Origin of the sequence: Rhizobium aouanii, assembly GCF_037002925.1 — a bacterium.
In the GTDB taxonomy this organism is placed as follows: Bacteria; Pseudomonadota; Alphaproteobacteria; order Rhizobiales; family Rhizobiaceae; genus Rhizobium; species Rhizobium aouanii.
On sequence record NZ_JBAMYD010000002.1, the window covers coordinates 82,281 to 98,066 of the forward strand.

General features: G+C 63.0%; 12 protein-coding genes. 1 reads left to right on the plus strand and 11 read right to left on the minus strand.

The window, feature by feature from the left end; genetic code table 11:
• Positions 1-2: 2 nt before the first annotated feature.
• The 10 genes from V8P77_RS03825 to bcoG all read right to left on the minus strand — a co-directional run bounded on the left by V8P77_RS03825 (position 3) and on the right by bcoG (position 13,738).
• Positions 3-2,006, minus strand: a complete 2,004-nt coding sequence (locus V8P77_RS03825; protein ID WP_335910799.1) for a CocE/NonD family hydrolase — start codon at positions 2,004-2,006, stop codon at positions 3-5.
• Positions 2,007-2,057: 51 nt separating this feature from the next.
• Complete coding sequence (locus V8P77_RS03830; RefSeq protein WP_335910800.1) at positions 2,058-3,689, minus strand: ABC transporter ATP-binding protein; 1,632 nt, start codon at positions 3,687-3,689, stop codon at positions 2,058-2,060.
• The gene (locus V8P77_RS03835) at positions 3,682-4,509 is read right to left on the minus strand and encodes an ABC transporter permease (RefSeq protein ID WP_020047866.1); all 828 of its coding nucleotides are present in this window, start codon (positions 4,507-4,509) and stop codon (positions 3,682-3,684) included. The genes V8P77_RS03830 and V8P77_RS03835 overlap by 8 nt, the downstream gene beginning before the upstream one ends.
• Entirely contained in the window at positions 4,506-5,513 is a 1,008-nt protein-coding gene (locus V8P77_RS03840; protein ID WP_335910802.1) for an ABC transporter permease, read from the minus strand. Before V8P77_RS03840 ends, V8P77_RS03835 begins: the two co-directional genes overlap by 4 nt.
• A 97-nt stretch (positions 5,514-5,610) precedes the next feature.
• A complete protein-coding gene (locus V8P77_RS03845) occupies positions 5,611-7,200 on the minus strand; it encodes an ABC transporter substrate-binding protein (RefSeq protein WP_335910803.1) in 1,590 nt (529 codons plus the stop codon).
• A gap of 118 nt (positions 7,201-7,318) precedes the next feature.
• Positions 7,319-8,101: a carnitinyl-CoA dehydratase gene (locus V8P77_RS03850; RefSeq protein WP_335910804.1), complete on the minus strand. Its 783-nt coding sequence runs from the start codon at positions 8,099-8,101 to the stop codon at positions 7,319-7,321.
• A 6-nt stretch (positions 8,102-8,107) separates the two neighbouring features.
• Positions 8,108-10,162 carry an acetate--CoA ligase family protein gene (locus tag V8P77_RS03855; RefSeq protein WP_335910805.1) on the minus strand — a complete coding sequence of 685 codons (2,055 nt, stop codon included), beginning with the start codon at positions 10,160-10,162 and terminating at the stop codon, positions 8,108-8,110.
• A 4-nt stretch (positions 10,163-10,166) separates the two neighbouring features.
• Complete coding sequence (locus V8P77_RS03860; RefSeq protein ID WP_335910806.1) at positions 10,167-11,327, minus strand: acyl-CoA dehydrogenase family protein; 1,161 nt, start codon at positions 11,325-11,327, stop codon at positions 10,167-10,169.
• A 10-nt stretch (positions 11,328-11,337) separates the two neighbouring features.
• Positions 11,338-12,828: a carnitine 3-dehydrogenase gene (locus V8P77_RS03865; RefSeq protein ID WP_335910807.1), complete on the minus strand. Its 1,491-nt coding sequence runs from the start codon at positions 12,826-12,828 to the stop codon at positions 11,338-11,340.
• Between the two features lie 7 nt (positions 12,829-12,835).
• The gene (bcoG, locus tag V8P77_RS03870) at positions 12,836-13,738 is read right to left on the minus strand and encodes a 3-dehydrocarnitine:acetyl-CoA trimethylamine transferase BcoG (protein WP_335910808.1); all 903 of its coding nucleotides are present in this window, start codon (positions 13,736-13,738) and stop codon (positions 12,836-12,838) included.
• A 40-nt stretch (positions 13,739-13,778) separates the two neighbouring features.
• Between bcoG and V8P77_RS03875 the strand changes: the two genes are divergently transcribed.
• A complete protein-coding gene (locus V8P77_RS03875; RefSeq protein WP_373694573.1) occupies positions 13,779-14,837 on the plus strand; it encodes a GlxA family transcriptional regulator in 1,059 nt (352 codons plus the stop codon).
• On the opposite strand, the gene V8P77_RS03880 is transcribed toward V8P77_RS03875, so the two are convergent.
• Entirely contained in the window at positions 14,812-15,687 is an 876-nt protein-coding gene (locus tag V8P77_RS03880) for a LysR substrate-binding domain-containing protein (RefSeq protein WP_335910810.1), read from the minus strand. The two genes, V8P77_RS03875 and V8P77_RS03880, sit on opposite strands and share 26 nt — an antisense overlap.
• Positions 15,688-15,786 lie beyond the last annotated feature (99 nt).

Here is a 15,786-nt window from a genome sequence, read left to right on the forward strand (position 1 = left end):
GATCACATCAGGTCGCGCGCGATCCGCTTTTCCGCAAAGACCTTTTCGAAGATCTGCACGTCGTCCTCGAAGGCGGTGACGACAGCGCTGATGACCCAATCGGTCCGGGTGCAAGCAATCCGTGCGGTCGCCACCGTCCGGGCGAACCAGCCGGGGCGGCGCATGTCGCAGGTCCAGGTCGAGGTCCCGGTCATCGACAGCGGATCACCGGGTGAAATCGACCAGACTTCCTCGCGCAATTGCCGGGTCGAGAGACCTGTCTCAGGGTGTTCGGTGAGCCCGGTATCCTCGTGGATGTGATAGTCTGTCCGGTTGGCCGAGAGGTCGCGGACGACCTGCCGCTTCGTTACGGCGGCCGCATGCTCGATGTATTTCGGCAGAGGATCGGGATTGGCCGGTTCCTTGATGTCGATCCGCTGGTGCTCGCCGAGCATCGGCAGCCCCAGGCCGAGTGCCGCGATATCGATGTCGATGCCTTCGTCATCAGGCGGCGGGAGGATCATCGGCCAATATGCGGTGGACAGCGAAAGGCGGATGCGATGCCCCTTGCGGAAGCGATAACCGCAGGCGTCGAGCACGAGCCGGATCGGCACTGTCTCGCCCGGTGTCAGCAGCTTGGGATCGGCATTGCCGTCGCGATGGGTAAGATTGACGACGCCGAAGGCGACACGCGTCGCCGTGCCATCCGGATGGACATCGACGAGCCGGGCGCAGAGATTTCCGCCCGTCGCCCTGGAGCGCAGCGCAAGCGTGAGCACGGGCCGGCCGAAATAGTCGTGATCCCCCGCAAGCGGCATCGTATCGAAGACCAGCGAGCCGGCATCGTCGGAGCGCTGATCGATCGCCATTTCGGCGTCGGGTTTCAGCGTGAAATACTCGCCTGACGCCGTCCCGGTGTCGAGCGGAGATCTCACATAGACGGGATGTTCGGGCGCGTGCGGGATCGGCATGCCTTCCGTCAGCTTACCGAATTGCTCGACATAGAAGCACTGCATCTGCGGCGGCGACCAGACGTCCTTGGCGACCCAGAAGCCCGGATCGCTGTCACGTCGCGGGGCAGGGCGGATGGCGTCGAGAATATAGGCGCGAGCCTGCGGCAGCCTATCGATCCCATTGTCCTCGCCCCGCAGCCATTTGTTCCACCAGGCAATTGCCTCGCCATGAAAATCGGTGCGCGGCTTCGGCCAGGCGAAATGCGGATATTTGTGGACCCAGGGGCCGATCAGCGCCTTCGCCTTGTCGCCCAGGCCTTCGACCGCCATCAGAGGCGTATTGCGGTAGCCGTCAGCCCAGCCGGCGATCACCAGCGTCGGGATCTGCACGCTCGAAAAATCCTCTGAGATCGAGCCGTGACGCCAGAAATCGTCGCGCCGCTGGTGGCCCAACCACTCCTCCATGAAGAAGGGTTCGCCTGCCAGGCGTTCCAGCCACATTTCCTTCCAGCGCTCGCCGACGAGTGCGGGGTCGGGCGGCCGCGATTGGTAGCCGAGCATCGTCGCCGCCCATGAGAGCTGCGCGGAGAGATGGCAGCCGTTCTTGTAGTGGATATCGTCATTGTAGCGGTCGACGGTCGAGGCGATCGAGATGACGGCCTTCAGCGCCGGCGGGCGCAATGCGGCGACCTGCAGGCTGTTGAAGCCGCCCCAGGAGATGCCCATCATGCCGACCGAGCCGTTCGACCATGGCTGCTCGGCAATCCAGGCGATCAGCTCGCAGGCATTGGCAAGCTCGCATTCGGTATATTCGCCGTCGATGACGCCCTCGGATTCTCCCGATCCGCGGATATCGACGCGCACGCCGGCAATGCCTGCGGCCGCGAATACCGGATAGGTCGACTCGTCCCTGAGGCTGGTTCCGTCCCGCTTGCGATAGGGCAGGAATTCGAAGACGGCGGGAACCGGATCTTCCCTGGCGCCATCCGGCATCCAGATGCGCGCGGCCAGCCGCGTCCCATCCTTCAGCGTAATCCATTCATTCTCGATGGTGGTGAAGCCGCGCGAGGTCATGCTCATTCCTTGATGCACATTTCATGAGACGAGGGTTCTGCCCTCGTCAAGTCAGTTACCGGCGCTCTCCATGCGACGCGTGGCGAGCACCCGTTCCAGCCAGCCGATCTCCATTTCCGGCACGGATTTCAACAGCAGATCGGTATAGTCGTCAAAGGGCGGCGACAGCGCCATCGATTTCGGACCGAACCGCACCAGCTTGCCACGATGCATCACAGCCACGCTGTCGGCGATCGCCCGGACGATCGCGATATCGTGGGTTATGAAGACATAGGAAAGCTGTTCTTCCTTCTGCAGGCGCAAGAGCAGTTTGAGGATGCCCTCCGCCACCAGTGGATCGAGCGCCGAGGTCGGCTCATCGCAGAGGATGAGTTCGGGCTTGGCGGCAAGCGCTCTCGCGATCGCCACGCGCTGCTTCTGGCCGCCGGAGAGTTCGGCCGGGTAGCGATCGACGAAGCCCTTGCCCATTTCGATCTGGTCGAGCAGCTCCTTCACCCGCGCGGTCTTCTCGCCACCTCTCAGGCCATAATAGAAGGTCAGCGGGCGGCCGATGATGTCGCGAACCGTCTGGCGCGGGTTCATCGCCGTATCGGCCATCTGGTAGATCAGCTGGATGCGCCTCAGATCGTCGTTCGGCCGGCTCTTGAGGCCAGGCATCAGCGGCTTGCCATCAAAGACGATGCGCCCGCTGCTCGGCGGCAACAGACCGGTGATGACGCGCGCCAGGGTCGATTTGCCGGAACCGGATTCGCCGACGACCGCGAGCGTCTGCCCCTTCGGCACGTGCAGCGCGACATCGTGCAGCACCTTGAAGCCGTTGGAATATTCGGCACTGATATTTTCGACTTTGAGAAGTGCCGTGGACTGGTCGGCGGCTTCCTCGCGGTAGGCCTGCCTGACATTGACGAGGGCGCGCGTATAATCCTCCCGCGGCGCCTCGATGATTTGCTGAACACTGCCATATTCCACTTGTTTGCCATAACGTAGGACCATGATGTCGTCCGAGACCTGGGCGACGACGGCAAGGTCATGGGTGATGTAGAGGGCGGCCGTGTTCGTTTCCTCGATGGCATGCTTGATCGCCGCCAGCACGTCGATCTGCGTGGTGACGTCAAGCGCTGTCGTCGGCTCGTCGAAGACGATGAGTTGGGGATTGGAGCAGAGCGCCATCGCCGTCATCGCCCGCTGCAGCTGGCCGCCGGAGACCTGGTGGGGAAAGCGCTCGCCGAAGGTTTCGGGATTGGGCAGGCCGAGAACCCCGAACAGATAAAGCGCCCGTTTGCGCGCCTCCTCCTTGCTCATCAGACCATGCTTGACCGACGCTTCGATCACCTGATCGCCGAGCCTGTGCGCCGGATTGAAGGCGGCCGCCGCCGACTGCGCGACATAGCAGACCCGTGCGCCGCGAATTTTACGGATGCCGTTCTTGCCGAGCACCAGGATATCGGTGCCGTCGAGCCGCACCTCACCGCCAGTGATTTCGGCGCCGCCCCGGCCATAGGCAAGCGCCGAAAGGCCGATCGTCGACTTGCCGGCGCCGGATTCCCCGATCAGGCCGAGAACCTTGCCCTTCTGCAGGTCGAAGGAAACGCCGTCGACGATCGTCACCCGCTTCGGCGGCTCGCCCGGCGGATAGCTGGTTGCTTCGATCTTCAGATTGCGAACGGAAAGAAGCTCAGGCATCGCCGCGCCCTCCCTTGAGGCTGGATGTGCGTTTCAGAAGCCAGTCGACGACAAGATTGACGCAGACGGCAAGTGTCGCGATCGCGGTGCCCGGCACCAGCGCTGCCGAGATACCGAAGATGATGCCGTCCTTGTTGTCCTTGACCATGCCGCCCCAATCGGCCGCCGGCGGCTGAATGCCGAGGCCGAGGAAGGAAAGCGTCGAGAGGAACAGGATCGAGAAGGCGAAGCGCAGCCCGAACTCGGCAAGCAGCGGCGACAGCGTGTTCGGCAGGATTTCGCGGAAGATGATCCAGAGCTTGCCTTCGCCGCGTAGCGTCGCCGCCTCGACGAATTCCATCACTGCGACATCGAGCGCGACGGCCCGGCCGAGACGATAGACGCGGGTGGAATCGAGGATCGCCATCACAAGGATCAGCACGACGATGTTTTGCGGCAGCACCGCCAGGACCACGAGTGCGAAGATCAGCGTCGGGATCGACATCATCAGATCGTTGAAGCGTGAGAGGACGGTGTCGACCACGCCGCGCGAGACGGCGGCGGTGAAGCTCAGGATGATGCCGAGCGAGAAGGAGATGACGGTGGCGGCGGACGCGACCACCAGCGTCGTGCGTGCGCCGTAGATCAGCCGCGAGAAGATGTCGCGGCCGAGATTGTCGAGGCCGAAGATATATTGATCATCCGGCATCTGCCAGACGTCGCCGACGACCTGCGTCTCGCCATAAGGAGCGATCCATGGTGCGAAGATTGCGAAGATGAAGGCGATGACGATACCGGCCATGCCGATCCAGGCGGTGATGGGAATGTCTCTTAATCTCATCGCGGATGCCTCAGCCTGGGATTGGCGATAATCGCGAGAATATCGGCCGTCATGTTGAGGAAGATATAGACGGCGGCGAAGATCAGGCCGCAGGCCTGCACGACAGGCATGTCGCGCACGGTGACCGCATCGACCATGTACTGCCCCATGCCGGGATAGACGAAGACCACTTCGACAACGACGACGCCGACCACGAGATAGGCAAGCGTCAATGCGATGACGTTGATGATCGGCGCGAGCGCATTGGGGGCGGCATGCTTGACGATCGACCGGAAGGCGCCAAGGCCCTTCAGCTCTGCGGTCTCCATATAGGCCGACGACATGACGGAGAGGATTGCAGCCCGCGTCATCCGCATCATATGCGCGAGTACGACGAGGACGAGGGTCGCCGTCGGCAGCGCGATTGCTTTCAACCGCTCGACGAAACCCATGCTGTCATAGACCGTCGCCGGAAAGGTGGCTACGCCAAACTTGACCGCGAAGAACAGGATCAGCAGGTAGCCGACGAAGAATTCCGGCAGCGAGATCGCCGCAAGCGAGATGACGTTGATGATCTTATCCGGCAGGCGGTTGCGGAAATGCACCGACAGCATGCCGAGCCCAACGGCGAGCGGCACTGATATCACGGCCGCGAAACCCGCCAGGAAGAGCGAATTGCCAAGGCGCTTGCCGATCTGTTCGCTCACCGAATTCTTGCTGGCCCAGGAGGTGCCGAAGTCACCCTGGACGGCGTTGCCGAGCCATTCGACGTAACGCGTGGTGATCGGGCGGTTCAGCCCGAGATCCTGGCGAATATTGGCAACGGCCTGCGGTGTCGCCGACTGGCCGAGATAAGTGGTGGCAAAATCGCCGGGCAGGGCTTCCAGACCGCCGAAAATCACGATGGAAACGGCAAAGAGCAGGACGATACTGAGCAAAAAGCGCTCGAGGATAAGGGCAAGCAGCGGAAAACGCTGCCGAAACCCGAGGCCGGGCAAGATATTGCTTTGGGCAGGATTGGTCATGGCGAGGACCTCGCGCTAAAACGTCGGGAGGACCGCGGGTTTTCATCCCACGGTCCAGGCTTCGTTGGAGATCGGAGGGGCAAACGCCCCCATGCCCTCAGGCGTCCAGCCAGACGCGGGTCGCGACGTAACCGTTCGACATGTCGTTGCCGATGTCGTGGACATAACCCTTCACCTGCTTGGTGGAGGCGTTCACGAAATCGTTGAACATCGGCAGGATTACCCCACCTTCGTCGCGCACCGTCATCGCCATGGTGCGATACATGTCCTTGCGCTTGGCTTCATCAAGTTCGGAGCGGGCCTCCAGCAACAGCTTGTCGAAGTCAGGACGCTTGAACTTGGTGTCGTTCCAGTCCGCCGTCGAGAGATAGGCGGTGGAATACATCTGGTCCTGGGTCGGACGGCCACCCCAGTAGGAGGTCGAGAAGGGTTGGACGTTCCAGACGTTGGTCCAGTAGCCGTCGCCCGGTTCGCGCTTGACCTCGATTTCGATGCCGGCCTTCTTGCAGCTCTCCTGGTAGAGGACGGCTGCATCGACACCGCCGGGGAAGGCGACCTCGGAGGTGCGCAGAAGCACCGAACCGCTATGGCCTGACTTCTTGTAGTGGAAGGCAGCCTTGTCAGGATCGTAAACCCGCTGCTCGATACCCTCGGGAAACAGCGCATAGGTGCTGTTGATCGGAAAGTCGTTGCCGACCTTGCCGTAACCGCCGAGGATCTTCTCCACCATGGTCTCGCGGTCCATGGCGTATTTGAGGGCGAGGCGCAGGTCGTTGTTGTCGAACGGCGCCTTGTCGCAATGCATGATGAAGACATAATGACCGCGACCGGCGGTCGAGAGGATCTCGACGTTCGGGGCGCGCTTCAAGAGGTTGACGGTCTTCGGGTCGACGCGATTGATATAGTGCACCTGGCCGGACGACAGGGCCGCGATGCGGGCGGTCGCATCGTTCATGCCGATGATTTCGATCGAATCGACATAACCTCGGTCGGTACGCCAGTCGTCCTTGTTCTTTTCGAAGGTGGCGCGGACGCCTGGCTCGAAGCTCGTCATCTTGTAGGGGCCGGTGCCGATCGAGGCGAGAGGATCGTCGACGCCGCCGTTCGGCTGGATGACGAGATGGTAGTCGGACAGCAGCAGCGGCATGTCGGCATTGCCTTCGCTAAGCGTCAGTACGAGATTGCCGCCATCGGCCTTGATCTCCTTGATCGAGCCGAGAACGCCGAGCGCGCCGGATTCCGACTTCGCATCGGTGTGACGCTTGAGCGTCGCAACGACGTCGTCGATCGTCAGTTCCTTGCCATCGTGGAACTTGACACCCTTGCGGATCTTGAAGGTCCAGGTGGCGGCGTCCTTCGACGGCTCCCAGGATTCGGCGAGCGACGGCACGGCGGCACCCGTCAGCGGATCGGATTCGACCAGCATGTCGCCCCAGCAGCGGCCGATGCAGAACATGACCTGCGACAGGAACTTCGCCGGATCGTTGGAATCGGTGGCCGCACCTCCTTCGAGGCCGAGTTTCAGGTGGCCGCCGCGCTTCGGTTCGGCGGCTTCAGCGCTTTCGGTGAAGAGCTTGTCGGCGACGGCAAGTGTGATGCCGGCCGCCATGGCGCGTCCCATGAATTCGCGGCGGCTGAGCCCGCCGGCGGTGACACGGCTTGCGAGATATTTGGTGTAGTCGTTCATTCCCCAGTTCCTTCTTTATGGTGCGTTGACAGAACTTCCGGGCTGGTCCGCAGGCGGTTTCCTCTCCCCCTCCGGTGCCCGCATCATGCGGGAAAATAGTGCGGTTGCCGCCGCCTTGTCATTTTCCTTTCCAAATGGGGCTTCGCTTCTCAGCGAAGGCCCGTGCGCCTTCCAATTGGTCCTCGCTCGAATAGAGCCTGTCGACCGTCGCAAACTGCCGCTTGGTGATCTTGTTCATGGCAGTCTGGAACGTCGAACCCTCCGCTTCGCGTACGATTTCCTTGATGGCCGCATAGACGAGCGGCGGCCCGCTCTCAAGCAGCCGGGCAAGCTCCCAGGCTCTCTCCATCAGCCGCTCAGCCGGCAGGACCTCGTTGACGAAACCCCAGCGATGCGCCTCGTGAACGTCGAGCCAGCGACCGGTCAAAAGCATGTCCATGGCGATGTGATAAGGGATGCGCTTCGGCAGCTTGATGGAAGCCGCATCGGCAACCGTGCCCGAGCGGATTTCCGGCAGGGCGAAGGTCGCATGCTCGGCGGCGAGGATCAGGTCGGTCGACAGCGCGATCTCCAGACCACCGCCGCAACAGATACCGTTGACCGCTGATATGACAGGCTTGTTGAGGTCGCGCAGTTCCTGCAGCCCGCCGAAGCCACCCACGCCGTAATCTCCGTCGACCGCATCGCCTGATGCCGCCGCCTTGAGATCCCAGCCGGCACAGAAAAACTTCTCGCCGGCGCCCGAGACGATGGCGACGCGCAGCGTTGGATCGTCGCGGAAATCTTGGAAGATCAACCCCAGGGCGCGACTGGTCGCAAGGTCGATGGCATTCGCCTTCGGCCGGTCGATGACGACTTCGAGCACTCCGTCGTCATATCGTGTGCGAATCTGGTCGCTCAACCTATGCTACCTCCTCCGCCGTATCAGAGCATCGACTGCAATAACGCCATGCCCTTCGGGAAGAACCATCAATGGATTAATGTCCAGTTCCTCCAGGCGTGCGGCGTTCTTTACGACATATTCTGCCGCTGCTGCGATAGCGGCAACCGCGGCGTCGAGATCGCCTTTCGGCCGCCCGCGATAGCCATAGATCAATTTCGCCAGCTTGAGGCGTGAAATCGCCGCGTGAATCTGAGTTTTCGTCGCCGGAAGTGGCAGGATGACGGAATCCTCAAGCAATTCAACGAATATTCCGCCTGCACCCAAGGTGAGAGACAAACCGAAAACTGGGTCACGGATGGCGCCGACAATAAGTTCTGCGACCGGCGGATTGATCATCTTCTCGACGAGATAGCCGGCGTTCGATGCCATTTTCGCCGCCGCTTTCGACACGGCCTCAATATCCCATAGGTTGAGGGCGACGGCCCCCGCCTCGGTCTTGTGTGCAACGCCGAGACCCTTCAGCACGACGGGAAAACCGAGCAGCTCGGCCTGCTCCGCGGCTTCGCGGGGAGAAGAAGCCTGCAGCCCCCGGGGAACAGGGAGGCCGCAGGCGGCAAGCTCCGTCTTCGCATCGGCTTCCGTCAGCGTCTCGATCTCGCCATCGGCGGAGGGCACATTGAGCAGTGGCAGGGGAGGTGAGCCATCCCAGGCCCGGCCGATGCCGGCGGCGACTTCCGCTGCCGTGATGGCTTCGTCAATACCGGAGAAGGCGACGACCCCATTCGATATCAGACGATCGGCCACCGGCTCCGGCATGTTTTCAGGAAGGGTCGCGAGAAGGCCGGCCAGCGCACCGGTGGCAGAGGCCGCCGCGATCACCGCGTCCGCCGTCATCGCCCATTCGGAAGCATCACAGCGGTCACCGCGCGGAAAGTCGAGGACGACGAGATTGAGCGCATGGTCGCCTTCGAACATGGCGCTGAAGGCTTCGGTCTGGCGCGCAACATCTCCCCAAACGAAGGTGTGGTAATCGAGCGGATTGGCAAGCGCGACCATCTCGCCGAGCGCCTGACGCAAACGCGGCAATTGCTGCGGCTGCAGCGCGGGGAATTCCACATTACGACCGACGGCGGCATCTGCCATCAGCGACGCCTCGCCACCGGAACAGCTCATCGACGAGATCGAATGGCTGGCGAGCGGCCCGACGACATGCAGCAGCTTCAGGGTCTCCAAGAGCGCCGGCAAGGTCTGGACACGGCCCAGGCCGAGGCGGGCGAGCACGGCGTCGGCGACGGCATCGCTGCCGGCAAGCGAAGCGGTGTGGGACACCGCAGCGCGCTTGGCCTGATCGGACCTGCCGACCTTCAGCACGACCACGGGCTTCCTCGTGTGCCGGGCAAGGACGGCGAGGCGTTCGAGGGAAGCGAGTTCGCCGAAACCTTCGACATGAAGGCCGACGGCCGTGACGCGCGGATCCTCGATCAGCGCGCAGGCGACATCGGCAAGCGATGTCTGCGCCTGGTTGCCTGCGGTGACCATATAGGCGATCGGCAGGCCGCGCGTCTGCATGGTCAGGTTGATGGCGATGTTGGAGGACTGAGTCAGGATCGCGACGCCTTTTTCGATTCGGCGCATCCCGTGCTGGTCCGGCCAGAGCAATGCGCCGTCGAGCCCATTAATGAGGCCGTAGCAGTTCGGCCCGAGGATCGGCATGGCGCCGGCTGCCGAAAGCAGCGCCTGCTGCAGCTCGGCGCCGTCGTCGAGTTCCGCAGTGGCTTCACTGAAGCCGGACGCATAACAGACCGCGCCGCCGGCGCCGGCTTGCGCAAGGCTGCGCACGATCTCGACGGTCAGCATCCTGTTGACGCCGACGAAGGCGGCGTCCGGCGCCGAAGGCAGATCGAATACGGAGCGATAGCAGGACCGCCCGAGAACCTCGTCGAGTTTGGGATGGACGGGCCAGATCTCGCCGGCAAATCCCATGCGGTCGCACTGCTCGATCACCCTGCGCGCCTCGCGGCCGCCGAAGACGGCAATCGTTTGCGGTCTGAGCAGGCGGTCGAGCGAGCGAGGCGTCATCGGCTCACGCTCCCAAGGGTCTGAGCAGATCGCGGCTGATGATATGCCGCTGGATTTCAGAGGTGCCGTCCCAGATGCGCTCGACGCGCGCATCGCGCCAGAAGCGGGCGAGCGGCAGGTCGTCCATCAGGCCCATACCGCCGAAGATCTGGATCGCTTCATCGGTGACCCGGGCCAGCATTTCGGAGGAGTAGAGCTTGGCAGAGGCGATCTGCCGGTCTGCGGAGAGGCCGGCATCGAGCCGCCAGGCGGCGGCGAGCGTCAGCCAATCGGCCGCGTCGATCTCGGTGATCATATCGGCGAGCTTGAACGACACGCCCTGATTGGCGCCGATCGGCTTGCCGAACTGCTTGCGCTCGGCGGCATAGGGCAGCGTCATGTCGAAGACGCGCCGTGCCCGGCCGACGCAGGTGGCGGCAACCGTCAACCGTGTGCCGTAGAGCCATTGGTTGGCGATATCGAAGCCGCGATGCACCTCGCCCAGCACTTGGGCTTCGGGAATGCGGCAATCGGTGAAGTTGAGCGTGCAGTTGTGATAGCCGCGATGCGAAACGGAATCGTAGCCTTTGAGGATTTCGAAGCCCGGCGTGCCGCGATCGACGAGGAATGCGGTGATCTTCTTCTTGATGCCTTTCGGCGTCTCCTCCTCGCCCGTCGCGGCAAAGACGATGACGAAATCGGCGACATCGGCATGCGAAATGAAGTGTTTCGTGCCGTTCAGCACGAAGTCGCCGCCGCTGCTGCGGGCGGCGCATTTCATGCCGCGCATGTCGGAACCGGCGTCCGGTTCGGTGATGGCAAGTGCATCGATCTTCTCGCCGCGCACCGCGGGCAGAAGGTAGCGCTCGCGCTGCTCGCCCTCGCAGGCCATCAGGATGCCGGAGGGCCGGCCGAAGAAAACCGTCAGCCCCAGGGAGCCGCGCCCAAGCTCCCGCTCGACCAGCGTGAAGGTGACATGGTCGAGGCCAGCGCCGCCGACCTCTTCCGGAAAATTGCAGGCGTAGAAGCCGAGATCGATGCACTTGCGCTGGATCTCGCGTCCGAGCTCCGGCGGGACGATGCCGCTGCGCTCGAGCTCGTTTTCATGCGGATAGATTTCGGTTTCGACGAAGGCGCGGACCGTCTCGACGATCATTTCCTGTTCTTCGCTCAGTCCGAAGTTCATGCCAATCCTCCTACCGCCTCTGGCCGACGTGACGGCCGGCGCCTTCGGGCGCTGCCAACTCCGCATGGGCTCTGGCGATCGCCTTGACCTTGTCGAGAATAACGGCCGGCGCCGGCGTGGCCTTGCCGGCCTTGCTGTCGACATGCAGCAACATGTGCTCCGCGGTTGCCAGAGCCTCGCCCGTCACCGTGTCGTAGAGAGTGTGGAAGACGTGCAGCCGCTTCTCGTCGACATCAAGGATCTGGCAGGTCGAATGGATTGCCTGGCCGAGCTTCGCCTCGCCGAGATGACGGATGTGGGTTTCCACCGTGTAGTAGCTCTGCCCCGCCTCGACATAGGCGAGATCGACGCCGATGAGGCGCAGCAACGCATCTGATGTGTCGCCGAAAACCTGCAGGTAGCGGTGCTCGGTCATATGGCCGTTATAATCGACCCAGGCGGGACCGACTTTCGTCTCGACGAGCTTCAGCGGCTTCGACGGGTCGAAAGACGCGGTCGCTGTGCCGCTTTGCGCCCAGAGCGATTGCTCGAAGTCCTTCAGCAGCTTGCCGGCGCCCCAGCCCTTGCCGTCGTGGCCGCCCTTGAGCGCCTGCAGGATGCCGACGAGGTTTTCGTCGCGGATGCGTTCGAGCTCGCGGATCGACAAGCCGGCCGCCTGCTCGTCGGATTGCCGGCCGATCTTTTCGATCAGCGCATCGTCGAGATCGACGACATCGGTGAGCTTGGTCCAGGGCCAGGCGAGGCACGGGCCGAACTGGGCGAGGAAGTGGCGCATGCCGGCCTCGCCGCCGGCGATGCGGTAGGTCTGGAACAGGCCCATCTGCGCCCAGCGCAGACCGAAGGAGTAGCGGATGACGTCATCAAGCGTCTCGACGGTGCAGATATCGTCGTGGATCAGCCACAAGGCCTCGCGCCAGAGCGCTTCGAGCAGCCGGTCGCCGACGAAGGCCTCGATCTCCTTGGCGATGTGGACGCCCTTCATGCCGAGCGGCAGCAGTCTTTCCATCGCCGCCTGGATGGTTGCCGCCGAGGTCTTCTCGCCGCCGACGATTTCGACGAGCGGCAGCAGATAGACGGGATTATAGGGATGAGCGACGAAGAGGCGCTCGGGATGTTTCATGTCACGCTGCAGATCGGTCGGCAGCAGGCCTGATGTCGAAGAGCCGATCAGGGCGTCCGGCCGCGCCGCGGCATCGATCTCAGTCAGCACGCCGCGCTTGAGGTCGAGCCTTTCCGGCACGCTTTCCTGAATCCAGTCGGCGCCGGCGACGGCTTCCGCGAGCGTCGTGCAGAAGGTGAGCCTGCCGCGCGGCGGCAGGGGTGCTCCGGTCAGCATGGCATAGGCTTTTTCGGCGTTGGCGATGACTTCGCCGACGATGCGGCTCGCTTCCGGATGCGGGTCGAACACATCAACGTCGATGCCGGCCAGCAGGAAACGCGCGATCCATCCGCCGCCGATGACGCCGCCGCCGATACAAGCCGCCTTGTTGATCCCTGTCATGCCGTCCTCAGCGCTTCGTCAGTTTGAGTTTCTTGCGAACGTCTTCCGGACCGATGATCCGCGCACCCATGCCCTCGACCACCTGCACGGCCTTTTCGACCAATTGCGCATTGGTGGCGAGCTGGCCCTTGCCGACAAAGAGATTGTCCTCCAGGCCGACGCGCACGTTGCCGCCGGCGAGAACGGCTGCCGCCGGATAGGCCATGGCGTTGCGGCCGATCGAAAAGGCCGAGAAGGTCCAACTCGCGGGCACGTTGTTGACCATCGCCATGAAAGTGTTGAGATCGTCGGGCGCGCCCCATGGAATGCCCATGCAGAGCTGGATCAGCACCGGGTCTTCGATCAGGCCTTCCTCGGCAAGCTGCTTGGCAAACCAGAGATGGCCGGTGTCGAAGGCCTCGATCTCGGGGCGCACGCCGAGATCCGTCATTTTCTTCGCCATCGCCCGCAGCATGGCCGGCGTGTTGGTCATGACATAGTCGCCGAGGTTGAAGTTCATCGTGCCGCAGTCGAGCGTGCAGATCTCGGGCAGGCATTCGGCGACATGGCTGACACGCTCGGTGGCGCCCGCCATGTCCGTTCCGTTTGGATTGAGGGGAAGGGGCTTTTCGACATCCCCGAAGATCAGGTCCCCGCCCATGCCGGCAGTGAGATTGAGGACGACGTCGACATTGGCCGAGCGGATGCGGTCGGTGACTTCCCTGTAGAGGTCGTTGCGGCGGCTGGCAGCACCCGTTTCCGGGTCGCGGACATGACAGTGAACGACCGCAGCACCAGCCTTTGCCGCGTCGATGGCGGAATCGGCGATCTGCTTAGGAGTGATCGGCACGAGGTTGGATCTGGAAACCGTGTCGCCAGCGCCGGTAACGGCGCAGGTGATGAAGACATCGCGGTTCATCGCAAGAGGCATGTTTTTGTTCTCCCTTGTCTTGCCCGCATTACGCGACATGATGGACGGCAATGCGTTGCAATTTCGGAAGCAATCGATACATTATCGGAACTCGAGGGAGGCGATCTTGCTACAGCGATCGACGGAACGGCTCGATATCGACCTTCTCGTCCTGCCGGATGCGAACCTGATCCTGATCGCCTCGGTCATCGAGCCGTTGCGCGGCGCCAACCGCATTTCCGGCAGCGAGCTCTATCGCTGGCGGCTGCTCACGCCGGACGGAGCGCCGGTCCTGACCACCAGCGATATCGCCGTGCCCGCGCAAGGCGCTTTCAAGGCGACGACCGAGGATGCGCCGCTGTTCGTGCTGGCCAGTTACAACTGGCGCCGCAGTGCGACGCCGGCGCTGAAGATGCAGCTCTCCCAGGCCGCCCGCTATCGCACGGTGATTGCCGGCATCGAGTCCGGCACATGGCTGCTGGCCGAAGCTAGCCTGCTCGACGGGTTGCCGGCGACGGTCCACTGGGAGGATTACGAGGATTTTGCGCTGGCCTATCCTGAGGTGCGGGCCGTCAAGGATCGTTTCGTCATCGACGGCAAGCGGCTGACGACCTCAGGTTCGCTTCCGACCGTCGACCTGATGCTGGAGGTGATCCGGCAACGGCAGGGTTATTCGCTGGCGCTCGAGGTCAGCCGGCTGTTCCGTTACGAGCAGCCCTCCTTCCACGGTGATGAATCGCTTTCCGCAGCCGCTGCCGGACTGCGCATGCACGACCCCCGCGTGACGCAGGCAGTACGGCTGATGGAGGAGCATATCGAGCAGCCTCTGATTCTCACGCGGCTCGCCCGCCGGGTGGGCATCAGCGCCCGGCATCTGCAGGATCTCTTCCAGCAGAGCATCGGCGCGCCGCCGCATGTGCATTATCTGGCGCTGCGCTTGAATGCGGCGCGCCGCAAGGTGATCGAGACGACAGCCTCGTTTGCCGACATCGCAGCGGCGACCGGCTTCAACTCGGCCTCGGCCTTTGCGAGAAGCTACCGGGCGAGTTTTTCCGAGAGCCCGTCCGAGACCCGGCGCCGTTTGCGCCGCCGCGTCACACCATCGAAGGTGCCGACATAGGCTGGAACGCGTCCCGTATCATCTCAGCAAGTTCCCGGACTGCCTCGCTGGAACGGTAGGTGCTTCGGCGGAGCACGACCTTGGAGGAATCGACCGGCGGGAAACCGTCTTCGGCGGTCAGCTCCCGGCAGCCGGGCGGGATGTTGCTGCGGGAAAGCGTGGTGACGGCAAGGCCTGCGGTCACGGCATTCTTCAGCCCCGAGCCCGTATCGGCGATGAAGGCGATCCGATAGTTGCGGCCGATCTGCTCCAGCGACCGGAGCGCAAAATCGCGGCACCAGGTGGAATTGCGATAGATCGCAATCGGCAGGGGATCGATGTCATGCAGCCGGTGGACCATCGATGTGACCCAGACTGTGGGATCAATGCAGATGACCTCGCCTTTCGTCTCATCGCTCCAGTCGAAAACGACGGCCAGATCGAGCTCGTCCCGCTCAAGGGCAGCTAGGTTGCGGACGGTGTAGTCGCAGGACACGGTGACCTCGACGGCCGGGTGGCGGACAGCGAAAGCCGCAAGGGCTGCCGGCAGTACCGTCTGGCTGTATTCCTCGGGAATTCCGATGCGCACCGGCCCATCCAGCGGTTTGCTGCGGATCGTTACGACCGCCTCGTTCAGGAGATCGATCACCCTGCGGGCATAGGGCACGAGTTGTAGGCCCTGGCGTGTGAGCAGCACGCCGCGGGCGCCACGCTCGAACAGCGTTTCGCCGATCGTTTGCTCAAGCCTCTTGATCTGGGTGCTGACGGCCGACTGGGTCCGCCCGATGCGCTGGGCGGCCGCCGAGAAATTGGAGGTTTCGGCAACGACCAGGAAGGTTCTCAGCAGGTCGCTTTCAATCGGCTCGTGCATGGAAATAGCCATAGAAAAAATCGATGGTAGTCATCTCTACTATTCGTTTGTCCGATGTCAATTCTGGGCGCACAAAAGAGCCGCGTTCGACTTCCTTCT